This is a genomic window from Paraburkholderia aspalathi, from assembly GCF_905220735.1.
In the GTDB taxonomy this organism is placed as follows: Bacteria; Pseudomonadota; Gammaproteobacteria; order Burkholderiales; family Burkholderiaceae; genus Paraburkholderia; species Paraburkholderia aspalathi.
Map to the genome: position 1 here is coordinate 48415 of NZ_CAJNBA010000010.1, position 12732 is coordinate 61146.

General features: G+C 57.5%; 12 protein-coding genes. 4 read left to right on the forward strand and 8 right to left on the reverse strand.

The genetic code is table 11. The features are described from left to right. Window positions 1-53 precede the first annotated feature (53 nt). Together KHO30_RS34265 and KHO30_RS34270 are read left to right on the forward strand one after the other, a co-directional pair. On the forward strand, window positions 54-695 hold the full coding sequence (locus tag KHO30_RS34265) for a TetR/AcrR family transcriptional regulator (protein ID WP_200650956.1): 642 nt from the start codon (window positions 54-56) through the stop codon (window positions 693-695). Between the two features lie 85 nt (window positions 696-780). After that, on the forward strand, window positions 781-1335 hold the full coding sequence (locus KHO30_RS34270) for a DUF1415 domain-containing protein (RefSeq protein WP_200650955.1): 555 nt from the start codon (window positions 781-783) through the stop codon (window positions 1333-1335). 41 nt (window positions 1336-1376) lie between these two features. On the opposite strand, the gene KHO30_RS34275 is transcribed toward KHO30_RS34270, so the two are convergent. Continuing rightward, complete coding sequence (locus KHO30_RS34275; RefSeq protein ID WP_211703541.1) at window positions 1377-2219, reverse strand: class I SAM-dependent methyltransferase; 843 nt, start codon at window positions 2217-2219, stop codon at window positions 1377-1379. A 386-nt stretch (window positions 2220-2605) separates the two neighbouring features. On the opposite strand from KHO30_RS34275, the gene KHO30_RS34280 reads away from it, so the two are divergent. Then, window positions 2606-2926 (forward strand): type II toxin-antitoxin system HicA family toxin, encoded by a 321-nt coding sequence (locus KHO30_RS34280; protein ID WP_093643478.1) that lies wholly within the window; start codon window positions 2606-2608, stop codon window positions 2924-2926. Window positions 2927-3017: 91 nt separating this feature from the next. Here KHO30_RS34280 and KHO30_RS34285 read toward each other — a convergent pair whose 3' ends face one another. Next, complete coding sequence (locus KHO30_RS34285) at window positions 3018-3227, reverse strand: DUF1059 domain-containing protein (protein WP_093643476.1); 210 nt, start codon at window positions 3225-3227, stop codon at window positions 3018-3020. Window positions 3228-3622: 395 nt separating this feature from the next. Between KHO30_RS34285 and KHO30_RS34290 the strand changes: the two genes are divergently transcribed. After that, window positions 3623-4903, forward strand: a complete 1281-nt coding sequence (locus KHO30_RS34290; RefSeq protein WP_211703542.1) for a TIGR03862 family flavoprotein — start codon at window positions 3623-3625, stop codon at window positions 4901-4903. A 50-nt stretch (window positions 4904-4953) separates the two neighbouring features. On the opposite strand, the gene KHO30_RS34295 is transcribed toward KHO30_RS34290, so the two are convergent. The 6 genes from KHO30_RS34295 to KHO30_RS39620 form a co-directional block, all read right to left on the reverse strand. Beyond that, complete coding sequence (locus tag KHO30_RS34295; RefSeq protein ID WP_211703543.1) at window positions 4954-6078, reverse strand: methyltransferase; 1125 nt, start codon at window positions 6076-6078, stop codon at window positions 4954-4956. A gap of 565 nt (window positions 6079-6643) precedes the next feature. Continuing rightward, window positions 6644-8554, reverse strand: a complete 1911-nt coding sequence (locus tag KHO30_RS34300; protein WP_211703544.1) for a GmrSD restriction endonuclease domain-containing protein — start codon at window positions 8552-8554, stop codon at window positions 6644-6646. Window positions 8555-8796: 242 nt separating this feature from the next. Further along, window positions 8797-10110: a hypothetical protein gene (locus tag KHO30_RS34305; protein WP_211703545.1), complete on the reverse strand. Its 1314-nt coding sequence runs from the start codon at window positions 10108-10110 to the stop codon at window positions 8797-8799. A 493-nt stretch (window positions 10111-10603) separates the two neighbouring features. Continuing rightward, a complete protein-coding gene (locus KHO30_RS34310; protein ID WP_211703546.1) occupies window positions 10604-10804 on the reverse strand; it encodes a helix-turn-helix transcriptional regulator in 201 nt (66 codons plus the stop codon). 113 nt (window positions 10805-10917) lie between these two features. After that, window positions 10918-11754, reverse strand: coding sequence for a hypothetical protein (locus KHO30_RS34315; protein ID WP_211703547.1), 837 nt, complete (start codon window positions 11752-11754; stop codon window positions 10918-10920). A gap of 96 nt (window positions 11755-11850) precedes the next feature. Beyond that, window positions 11851-12729, reverse strand: a complete 879-nt coding sequence (locus KHO30_RS39620) for an HNH endonuclease (protein ID WP_280531457.1) — start codon at window positions 12727-12729, stop codon at window positions 11851-11853. Between the last annotated feature and the right edge of the window lie 3 nt (window positions 12730-12732).

The window sequence follows — 12732 nt, forward strand, 5'->3', positions numbered from 1 at the left end:
TTAGTTACTGGTCGGTAACATGTCAAGGCATCAATTCAATTCAGGTGGTACCCATGTCCGATAGTGAAACCCTCAAGCCAACCGCCGCACGGCGAGCACGCGGCGCGCAGACAGCCGGCCCGGAGGCGCAGCAGCATCTGCTGCGCGCCGCAGACGAACTGTTCTATCGCGAGGGTGTGCGGACGGTCGGCGTCGACGCGGTGGTCGAGCGAGCGGGTGTGAACAAGATGAGCTTGTACCGCCAGTTCTCGTCGAAGGACGAATTGGTGATGGCGTATCTGGAGCGCAAGGACGAGCAGTTTTTCGGCTACGTGGAAAAAAGCTTTGCCAAGCATCCAGACGAACCGGCTAGGCAACTTCAGCAGTATTTCGACGACTTGGCGGTGCGTGCATCGGTCGACGATTACCGCGGCTGTCCTTTCGTGAATGTGGCCGTGGAGTTTTCCGACACAACGCATCCGGCGCGACAATTCGTGTTTCACAACAAGGAACGGTTGATGGCGCGGCTTCTGGAACTAACAACCGCGGCAGGCGCCGACGATCCGGTGGCGTTGGCTAACGGTCTCGGTTTGATGATCGAAGGCGTGTACGCGGCCAGCCAGACCTACGGACCGGGCTGCGGACCGATTCTTGCCGCACCGAAGGTAGCGGCGCAGTTGATCGCCGCGGCATGTAGCGGGACGCAAGCGGGTTGAGGTTTGGGCTGTCCTGTTGAGGCCGGGTGCGGATCGGTGCCGTTGCGCACCGTTAGAATGGCACTTTCCTCTTTCGCTGCTTGCCATGTCGTCGCCCGCCGAATCTCATGATGCCGTTATCGCCGCCACCCGTCATTGGCTGACGGAGGCCGTGATCGGGCTCAATTTGTGCCCCTTTGCCAAAGCCGTACATGTGAAAGGGCAGATTCGCTACGCCGTGAGCGACGCCGTGGATATGGAAGGGGTGTTAGCCGATCTCGAAACCGAGACTCAGGCGCTCGTCGCGGCGAATCCTGACACTGTGGATACCACGCTTCTGGTTATACCGGGCGCGCTCAGCGATTTTCTCGACTATAACGATTGCCTGTTTTTTGCCGAGAGAATGATTAAACAACTTCGGCTGGAAGGCATTATTCAGATCGCCAGCTTTCACCCGCATTATCAGTTTGAAGACAGCGGACCCGACGATATCGAGAACTATACGAATCGCGCGCCCTACCCGATTTTGCATCTGCTTCGTGAAGAGAGTATTGAACGGGCAGTTCAGGCTTTTCCTGATGCAGAAGCAATTTATGAGCGGAATCAGGAAACGCTTCGGCGAATTGGTCTTAAAGGCTGGAATGAATTGATGAAAAAGTAATTAGCGCGGTGGCCATGAAAAAGCCACCGCCGCAGGACGGATCAGGCCGAGACAAAGAACCGTTCCTTCAACTCCTCGATCCCGAGCGTCTCCATCACTTCATTCAGCCGCTCGGTTGGCCGCCGTCTCGGCAGGTCCTTGAACTGGGCAATAATCAGTTCATTCTTCATGGAATGTTCCCACCCGACCAGCTCGGTCACACTCACCTGATATCCATGCGCTTCAAGCTGCAGGCAGCGCAGCACATTGGTAATCTGGCTGCCAAATTCCCGGGTATGCAACGGATGCCGCCAGATCTCGGTCAACGCATTTCCCAGCGATTTACCCTTGTTCTGCCGTAAAACCCCCGCCACCTCGGCCTGGCAACACGGCACCACCACGATGTACTTCGCACGCTTTTCCAGCGCAAACCGAAGCGCGTCGTCAGTCGCCGTATTGCACGCATGCAACGCCGTCACGATATCGATCTGCGCCGGCAATCGGTCTGACGTAATCGACTCCGCCACCGACAAATTCAGAAACGACATCCCCTTGAAGCCCAGCCGTTCGGCCAGTTCCTCGGATTTCGTCACGAGATCTTCGCGCGTTTCGATGCCGTAAATGTGCGATGCCCCACCAGCGGCATCCTGAAACTCCTTGAAGAAAAGGTCATACAGGATAAAACCTAGGTATGACTTGCCCGCGCCATGGTCGACGAGCGTCACCGCGCCCTGCTGCTCCTTGAGGTCTTTCAGCAGCGGCTCGATGAACTGGAACAGGTGGTAGACCTGCTTCAGCTTGCGGCGGCTGTCCTGGTTCATCTTGCCGTCGCGCGTGAGGATATGAAGCTCCTTCAGCAACTCGACGGACTGGTTCGGACGGATTTCGTGGGTTTTGCTGGACATCGTGGGGGACCGCCATCGATTGCAACGCGAACGTGCGACAGATGACGGAAAAAAGGAAAAGTTGCTGCCAGTTTACCCAAAGCGCAGGCCGCTCACCTAAGGAGCCGCGTCGACCATGCGAGAAATGCCATAAACCTGGAACACTTCCTGCTCGAAACGCAATATGCGGGACGTATTCCGACGTGGCTTGAAAGCATCTTGCGGGCCGGCTCATCCGATGGCGTAAGCCGTGCCGCGCATAACAACAGGCTGCCGGCCGTGGCTTCGATCACGCGAACCGAATGCATGTGGGGAGGACGGTCCCGGAACACGGGCCGAACGTTACGTAACCAGCAGCGCGCCGCGATCTCAAACGGACGCGCGCCTGGAAAATAGAAGAGGCAGCGATGGACACGGTACCCAACGGAAACGTCGAACAGAAGTTTCAGGAAATGATGGCGAAGCTCACCGCCGCCCCTGCGTGGTCGGAAAAGCAGCAGCTCGAACTGGAAATGGCACGCGACATCTCCACCGAAATGCTGCGGCTGGCCGAGGTCATGCGCGATGGCAGCGTCGACATGGAGACGTGCCTGACGATGCTGAAGTACGCGAAAGTACTCGACTTCGTGATGACGACACTCGCTTCGCGTCGTGACATCAAACCTCAAACGCTGCGGGTCATTTTCAAGCTGGCCGGATTGAAGGTGGATGAGGCATATCCCGGCTAGGACGCAAGGACAACGCCGCGACCAGCGCGAACGGCGCGCTGCCGTTCGTGCTGGTTAGCCGGCTTTCATCCTCAAGGAAAAGGACAACGAATCACCCTCGCGGCGCCTCGACCGGCGGCGTGCCTTCATGAAAGAGCGTCTTGAGCTGCGAACGCAGTTCCGGCGAGTCCGTATGTTTGTGCACCGTGACGGCATGCTGCACGGCCGCGTCGAGCAATTCGCTCTCGCTGTCAGCGGACAGGGCAACGGTGCACTTCGTTTCGCTCGGGAACTCGCGGCAGTCGATGTATTTGCGAGTCATGGCAATCTCCTAAATCAAACGTCGAAACATCCAGACAAACAGCGGGCGCGCAGACCACGTCGCCAGCCTTGACGCGACTGCATTGGCCGTGTCGGGCGAAATGAGAGCGGTGGGTAGTGTGACGCGGGGAAGAAGCGGACTGCGTCCGGTGGAAGGTGTTTGAAAAGTATAGTTCGCGTGAGTGAATAGCAAAGACGCGAACGCGAACGCAGGGGCTTGCGACACGCCCGAACCCAGCTTTTTTCTGCCGCCAGCTCGCGCTGGTCCGTCAGCTCGTTGGACGATCGCCTCGCGCCGTTTGCCCTGCGTTGCCGACGGTGTGAAAATAGCGCCCTTCGCGCCACCCGATCGTCAGATCAGGTCAACGCGCCGCCCCCGCTCATCCGCAGGACCGCATGTCATCCTCCTTCGATTCCGCCCGCGTCGCCGTGATCGGCGGCGGCCCCGCCGGTTTGATGGCCGCCGAGGCGCTCGCCCAGCACGGCGTACAAGTCGACGTCTACGACGCGATGCCATCCGTTGGCCGCAAATTCCTGATGGCCGGCAAAGGCGGCATGAACATCACGCACTCGGAACCGCTCGAGCCGTTTCTTGGCCGCTATGGCGCGCGCCGCGAACAGATCGCGCCGCTACTCGGCCTGTTCGGTCCCGACGCCTTGCGAGCCTGGCTGCATGGGCTTGGCGTCGAAACCTTCGTCGGCAGTTCGGGGCGGGTTTTTCCGACCGATATGAAAGCGGCGCCGATGCTCCGCGCGTGGTTGCATCGGTTGAGAGAAGCTGGCGTGCGCTTTCACATGCGCCATAAGTGGACCGGTTGGGACAACGATGGCGGCGATGACGGCGACGCAGCTGCGCACACGTTGCGCTTCGAAACACCCGACGGCAAGCAACGCGTGAACTGTGAAGCCGTGGTGTTCGCACTCGGTGGCGCAAGCTGGCCACGGCTCGGGTCGGATGCCGCCTGGGTGCCGCTCCTCAGCGCACGCGAGGTGCCGGTGACGCCGTTGCGGCCCGCGAACTGCGGCTTCGACGCGGACTGGAGTCCTTATCTGCGCGAGCGTTTCGCCGGTCAGCCAGTGAAATCCGTGGCCATCACGATCACCGACGTAGACAATAAAGTCCACAATCGACAAGGTGAAATACTTCTGACCGAAACCGGCCTCGAAGGGAGTCTGATTTACGCGCTGTCGGCAGCCATCCGGGAGCGGATTTTCGCCGACGGCGACGTCACGATCGCGCTGGACCTGGCGCCAGGCTTGACGTTGGAGCGTGTCGTGGCCGAGGTCACGCGACCGCGCGGCTCGCGTTCCATGTCGACTCACCTGCATGGCAGGGTCGGCATTGGGGGTGTAAAACTGGCTTTATTGCATGAGATTCTGTCGAAGGAAGCCTTCGCCGATGCGAATGGCCTGGCGCACGCGATCAAAGCGCTGCCGGTGCGACTCACGCGCGCGCGGCCCATCGCGGAAGCGATCAGCACTGCGGGCGGCATCCCCTTCGAAGCGCTCGATCAACATTTGATGATCGAGCGTCTGCCCGGCGCGTTCTGCGCAGGTGAAATGCTCGACTGGGAAGCACCGACCGGCGGTTATCTGCTCACCGCCTGCTTCGCCAGCGGGCTGGCCGCCGGACGCGGCGCATTAGCGTATCTCAAGGCGCGCGACGTGCTGGTTTGACACGCCGTTCTTTAACTGCACCTCATCGCGCTCCTCTCGAGCGCCTCCGTTTAGCGCGCCTTCAGACGCCAGAGCGACGTCACTTCAGCCTTGCGCGCTGTATATAGCGCGTCAGTTTCATCAGTCGACTTCGGGTGCCGCGGACGAATATCCTCACGCCCCACCACGGTCAGCCCCGCCTTTTCAATGGCGGCAAGCAACCACTCACGCGTACGCAATCCGAGATGCTCGGCAAAGTCCGACATAATCAGCCAGCCTTCCCCGCCCGGCGACAAATGCTCCGCCAGCCCGTCCAGAAAACCGAGCAGCATGCGGCTTTCCGAATCGTAGATCGCATATTCAATCGGTGAAGCGGGCCGCGCCGGCACCCACGGCGGATTGCAGATCACCAGCGGCGCACGGCCTTCCGGAAACAGATCGGCTTGCACGATCTCGACTTGCTGATCGTAGCCAAGACGCGTGAGGTTTTCGCGTGCACAAGCAAGCGCTCGCAGGTCCTGATCGGTCGCGACGATTTTCTTCACACCGCGTTTGGCGAGCAACGCAGCCAGCACGCCTGTACCGGTGCCGATATCGAACGCCTTGTTCAACGACGGCAATGGCGTGCGCGCGACCAGATCCACATATTCACCGCGCACCGGCGAAAACACGCCGTAGTGCGGATGGATGCGCTCACCCAGCGCGGGAATTTCCACGCCCTTCTTGCGCCACTCGTGCGCGCCGATCAGACCGAGCAATTCGCGCAGCGACACGACCGAGGGCTCGTCGGCAGACGGCCCGTAGGTTTCGATGCAGGCCTGCTGCACTTCAGGCGCGCGACGCAGCGGAATCGCGTACGCAGCGTCGAGCGGGATCAGAATCATCCCAAGCGTGCGGGCGCGTTGCGACTGCGCCTGGCGATGCAGGTTGAACGCGTCGATCGGCGTTTCGCCCTGCTTGCGCGGCTTGCGCTCCAGCCGGCGCGTGACCGCCTGCAGCAATTGGCGAGCGTTCTGAAAGTCGCCGTTCCAGAGCAGCGCGGTGCCTTCGCACGCGAGACGGTAGGCGGAATCAGCGGTGGTGCGGTCATCGGCGACGACGACACGCTTGGGCGGCGGGACCGCGGCTTCGGAGCGCCAACGCGCAGTGCGGGGGCCGTCGGCTTCGGGCCAGGTGATGGTTGCGGGGCTGGTCATGATGAAGGTGGGGTCTGTGTTGCAGGAGTGACGCGGTGAAAACGCGCGTCTCGGGGGGCGTTGCCCGCCGGAGTGACTGATCGTGATGCCGACTGACGCCCGAATAGTACCTCTCCCAGTCGGGTTCGCGGGGCGGTATCTGAGGGCGGCCGTCTGAAGAAGGCTGATGCCACCGCCCTTTGCGGCGGCCTGCGGACAGCTCGCAGACTAAAATGTCCACAATCGACAAGGTGAATGAGATCTGGCAAAAATGAGCCGTTTCCGCCTCTCGTCCAACCCGCGAAATCCCCGCCCCAAATAAAAAAAGCGGGTTTCTGAAGTTATTCAGAAACCCGCTTTCGCACTACTGGTGCGGCTGCAGCACTCAAATCCACATCAAAAACTGTTTTATATCAATTGCTTAATTTATTAATACGATAAAAGTACCAACAAAAATACCAACAAAATCCACGGATTCCCATATCCAGCGACGGAGTCCGCCATCTGCTGGAGGATCGTCATGGACGCCCGGCGCTGGACGTGGACATCCTTACTTGCGTAGTAAGACAGATTGTCTACGACATCTTCACGAGGCAATGACCATGTCCGCCTCGATGCTTCCCTCATCGATGGGGACGTCCTCACCCTCTTCCTGCTCGTCACCCGTCTCCGTGTACGTGGTTTTGCCAGTCGCCTGCTCTATCAACGCCAGCAAACGCTTCTGCCGGTCAACCATAAAAGCTTCGAACGCATCGTTGCGCAGGAGCGCAGGATCAATCAGGTGCGAAGTCAGATAGCCATCCAACCGTTCCCTATTGATCGACGGTGCATGCTTATCACCGCTCTCCAGCTTGACCAAATACTCCGAAGGCGCGACACCCCCGATGATACGGTTGGTGCGGAAAGACAGCGGCGTCTTGTTGATGATGGAATCATAAACGGCCGGCTTGATGCCTTGCTTCTTGCACCAATCTTGGGGAAAGATGTGATGAATATCGACGTTTTCTCCAAAGAACACCGTGTGGTCAAACTTCTGCCCGGAGCGAAAATCCTCCGCCCCTTCCTTCATCAGCAGAGCGTTCACGCCTTTGTAGGCAGCGGACAAGCGCATGCGCATAGTCTTCAGCCGATCGGCACGGAAGACAGTCTCGCTTACGGTAGAGGGTTCGGGGCCGCCTTGAAGCCAGCGCGGAACCTCCATGAAATCGCGAGCAAAACGCGACTCCACCGCGGAGCCGTACAGTTCCCCAAAAACACCGTTCCAATACCAGCGCACAAGTTTGGCGCGATTCGCCTCGTGCTCCCATGCATCGCCGATGTCGGCGATGATTGCAGCGAGCGGTACTATCTGCGACTGGTAAGGTAGGTCGAAGATGCGGTAGATATGCTGCATGTGCAAAAACTTCGCGGCCTGCACGAAACCATGCTCGACCTGCTTTTCGTACCGCTTATAAGCTGCCAGCGGTAGATTAAGCAATGCCTGACGGTTGCCGATCACAGCAGGAAGTTCTTTGCCAGTTTTGCCGGCGCGCTCCGCTTCGCGGCGGCGGTCCCGCGTATAGAACAGCGAGGTCGCCTGAAGAAAGTCGGTGTTGCTAACGTTAGCAATGATTCCCGCCTCGGAGTCGGCCGGTCGCTGGATGTCCACGAAGCGGCGGTGACGCCCCTTATGCTCGTCGTTGCCGTACCAATCCTTGCGAAGCTCGTGACCGTCTGCCGCGTACATTGCGGTCACCAGCTCGAATGCGTCCAATGGCTTGCCGCCAGTGTTCACCTTCTCAAACACGACACACACTGCTTCCTTCGACGTGGTTCGGTCCAGCGAAATCACGGGCACGCGGTAATACTTGAAGTTCTCGAGCACTTGGCGCTTAAAGGCGCGAAATGCCTCGCGCACTGCCTCATGCTCGTCTCCACGCCAGTGCTTATCGAAGCCGTCCTGCCACCGGTCCCAGTCGAAAACCTGCGATACGGGATACATCAACGCAGCGTATTCCTTGTCGGGCGCGGAGAGGTCCAGGGCTACCTCGCGACCGAAATCGGTACGAATCACCCTGTCCTCGGGCACGCCGACGATGGCCTCTTCGCGGTCAACTGTGTCATCCAGCGCTTTACGTATGTCGATGTAGAACCAGCGTTTTACCTTCTTGTTCTTCGGCGTAACTGTCTCCACGACCTTGCCACGAAGCGTTACCTGATACAGAGAAGTCATGCGCTGCTGCCCGTCCAGCAGCAGTGAATGCGGCGCAACGTTCTTCGCCTCGATTGGCGCCCCCTCCACTGGCCGGGGCTTGAAGTTCACTTCGCCACCAGTTTCAAGCGTCATCAGCGCGCCCACGGGAAAGGCGCGCGAGATCGACGCGATCAGACTTTTGATGCGATCCTCATCCCACACCCAACTCCGCTGAAAGTCGGGTAGTTGCAGCACACCACGATGGCAATCTTCCAACAGCTTGTAAAAATCGTAGGGGTTGGTCTGAAAGGTCGAGCCGGCCATTTCGTATGTCCTTGATTGTTTATGCGGCCCCCAACTCGCCGACGCTGTATCGCCGACAGGGACAGTTGAGCAAAGCGGGGCTCATTGCACCCATGCCCCGCTTTGGCATTCAGTTCAGCCGAGATGCCAAAGTCTAACCCACTGCTGGCTAACTTCTGCCCGCCCCGAGCTACGGCGTGCTCCGCCATCGCGCGCTGGCGTGGAGTCGCAGTCATCGCGTCCAGTGACTCCACGCTGGCGGCTCAGTCGTCTCCCCACTCGTCGAACATGCCCCTTATCGGGGGCGGCGTATCCGGCCATTCATCCGCCTCGGCGTCGGCGCTATTGCTTAGTAATCCGGCAGTAAGCCCCTCCAGCCGATGATACGCGGCCGGGGCGCTTTGGCGCGAATACACGACCTCCTGAAGGTGCTCGTCCGGCACGAACTCGCCCGGGTACTCGAACACTTCGGCCAGCCCCGGCCGTATCCCGCTTCGCTGAACTTTCCAGGGGATACACAGGTCAATGCCGGTTGCATCGAAAATCCGGCTACGAATCGCGGAGAAACGCTTGCTTCTCGCGTTTTCATCCTGATACTCGCGCAGCACCGGATAATCGGCAGGCTCCTTTCCCGCAATATGCAGGGAAAGGCACCTCTTATCAGCATCCGGCAATGCGAGATTGGAGACAGTAGACCTCCGTATCCGATTGGTTCTCCATTGCCTCCCCAATTGGAGCTTTTTCTTAATCAAGTTAAAAACCTTCTCGTAGTCGCCGGGATTGTTCATCCATTTATCTGGATGATCTAGACCATTCTCTCTCAGCCAAGCTCCATGTGGAGTTACCTCGATTCGCACGGTGCGTTCAGATCGCCCCTGCACCTCAGACTCCAGCTCAGGATCGTCGATTTTCTTCAGAAATGCCTTCTCCACTCTGGGCTGTTTCACATAAAGGTCGGCTCCGAATTCCCTGTCCCTTATATACAGCGTGAACACGTCATCAGGCCACTCCGCGGCCTCAGGCTTGACATAAGCCTTTTTCTTTCCGGGCAGAGAGTGGGGACCATGATTAAGAATCGCCTCAGCGTGCTGCCTGACATCGTTAATTATGGACAATGCCACCTCTTTACTGGCGAACTCCTTTAAAAATGTTAGCGTAAGCGGACCAATCCGCACATTTTCCCACGGTATATAAGACAACCCCTTCTCAGTGCAACCTCGACTGGCAAGGAAATACCGCAAGAAAGCCCAAGCAATGCCTGCCGCCCAATACACGCCATTAACGAATTCCCGGTTATGTCCGACCGTACAGGCAGGGATATTCACGCTCAACCAATAGCCCCCTATTCGACCGTGCCGGATTCCGCCGATGCCAACTGCCTTGACTAAAAATCCAGCGCCGGTGAGAGGGCTTTTCACTTCAAAATCGTAGAACTCTCCACGCTTCCCATCATAATCTTCAGGTTGCCAAGGGAAACGGCACTCGTTATATTCGTCGTCAGATATATCGGATTCCAACGAAACAAACATCTGTATTGAATCGCACATGCGACCTCCTTTTAACAAAGGCGACTGCATGCTGACTATCCTTACTGGTCGCTACTCTTCATTTCTGGTACAGTTATAAGCCATACACTGAAGCTCTATGCTGCCGCTGCTCGTAGGCTGCACACAGTTCAACTATTAACTTACATATCCATACGGTGAAGCCGCATACTGCTGAGTAGCCTGTATGTATAGACTGCATACTATCAACTGTCACACTGATAGCTGTAATAGTTACTATTGATGCGCTTTTCAGCCCCGGCAGATTGGCGAGTCCTGCCCTACAGCCCTGTTACAGCCGTCTACATCTGGGTTTGGGTGGGGTCTGCAGCCAAATCGCAGGTACGTCGCATGCCACAACGACCCCGAGCTTCCGATATGCCCCGGTAACGAAAATCGTACCGTGCAGCCGTGCATTTTTCATCACCAGTCGTGGCGAAAAATGCGCCATCGTTGCGCGCATTTTTCAGCCTTGCAAACTCAGATTCGGCGGATAATCAACCACAGTCATTTCAACATGCCTGGATTAATTCGCCGAATCGCGCTCCTTGCGACGGCTTTCGATCCACTCGATTACTTCTCCATAAACCCAGTAGCTCGATCGACCATTTTTCACCGGGGCCGGGAAGCGCCCCTCCTTTATGAGGACGTGCATGTAAGAGTGACTAATCGCAGTCAGAGATTTAACCTCCGGCTTTTTTATCAGGGCAAACCAGTCTTTAGTCATACAGCGGTATCTCCTTGCTTCTTCGATTGTCCGTGCGGATTGCACGAGACGCACTTTATTCTTCGGAGGCGCGCATGTAACCTGTATCAGGTGTGCTGACACACCAAAACCCTCTACCGCTTCAGTTTGCTCTCTGGCCTGAACTTCTCGAATACCTCTACGAGGCCATCCGGCAGCACATCCATCAGATCAGGAGAATTTTCGGGCCAATCGAACTCGATGGCATCAACTCCACCCAGAATACTGATGCCGGTGTTAATCTCGCCTCGACCAAAAGCAAGGGCGGATTTCGCGATTCCCAATACCTCAGTACTATCAGCATCCACCATAAAATCGGTTGGAATCCGATTTTCCATGCCCCTAAACATTTCACGATCCACACCCAAATCGGACGCCAAAAATCTCCGCAGCAACCAAGACGCCCACAAATGGGTTACGCCATCAAAATCCTTAAAATACTCCCTGACCAAAGTTAATCCGATACCGGTCATGCCGACCACTGCTTTTTGAGCCCCGGCCTTTCCATCACCATATCGCCTCACGGATTTATTCTGGAAAGCACAGCAGACAAGCAGAATTAATCCAGAAACAACCCCCTTCCTGAACAAGAGATCGATATCTGCGCGCCGCAGAAAGTTTTCATAATCGTCGAAGAATTCAACGATTTTCTCTGGCGAGCCGATCAAAGCGGACCGCGTTTCGTTCGCAGTCAGTTTTGAGATATCTTGCTCGACCGCAATTATTTCATCGCCGGACTCGACCCATTTATATTTCTGGTTTGTCGGATCAACTGGCTGGCCCGCGTCCTTGAGTACGCGCATAACGCGAACGTGCTGGATCGCGGACCGATATAGCCGCCTCAGATCGTCATCTTCTGGCCGGGGAAACAGCATCCACCCACCGATAGTCAGCCTTCTTGAAACGTCGTGTTCTGGGAGTTCGATCAGCATTTTTGAGGCGCATGAAGCCTGTTGTCCATCACGAATGTAGGCCCGACCAATCGTCTCGCAAATATTACTGCTTCGTTCACGGTCCGTATCAATCGCTCAATCATCGGAATCCCCGGCCTGTCCGCCGTAATGAGCGCCTCGGTGACAGTTCGGACATAACGCGATCGCGTTGTCGATGGTGTCCTCACCACCGACCGCTAAGGGAATCCGGTGATGTACTTCAAGGTAAGCGGAGCCATCGCTTCGCCGACGGAACGGCGCCGGCATGCCGCATCCCTCGCATCGCCCATCGGCTCGGGCCAGGGCTTCAACAATCACGTCGGCGTTCCGACGGAGTACGGTCGTTGTTACCTCTACCCGGGTAGGAAATCTCGGTGCCCTCGCCAAACGCTCCAACCGCTCTTCCCGAGAAAGCAGGCTGGATTGCAAGACGGCCCGTTGGAGATCCGCTTCAGCATCAAACGGGAAACGGACGAGTTCCTCGTCGACCACCAAGGCACGAATATCGATCGAACGAGTTTGCTGCGGGGACTCCTTCGTCGGGATGAGTTCCATCCAAAGCGCGTCGCCGCTCGCTGAAAACAGCATGCGACGGACCTCGAACACATGTTTCAACGAGCAGCGTCCCGTTTGCACGTCTTTCAACACGCCGACGACGGATACCCCGTTGTCCCGAGCAAGCTCGAGCCGATTCCAGTGCGCCACCCATGTAGTGCGCGTTGTGCCGGGCGCCGGTCTACTCATGCAATACCAAAGGCTGCCGTTTGATACGTCTTTGCAGATCGCGACCAGCGTCGGTACACGCTTACCTTGCTCGTCTTTGACGCTGTGGTAATTCCAGATCGTCGTAACCAGGCGCGTCGCCTGCCCTTTGCGCGCTTTGGCCATGGACACGTCGAACGCCGCCCAATGCTGACTAGGATTCCGCCCGCCGAGCGCCATGATTGCTTCCACGTGCCCTGTCGTGAACGACATCTG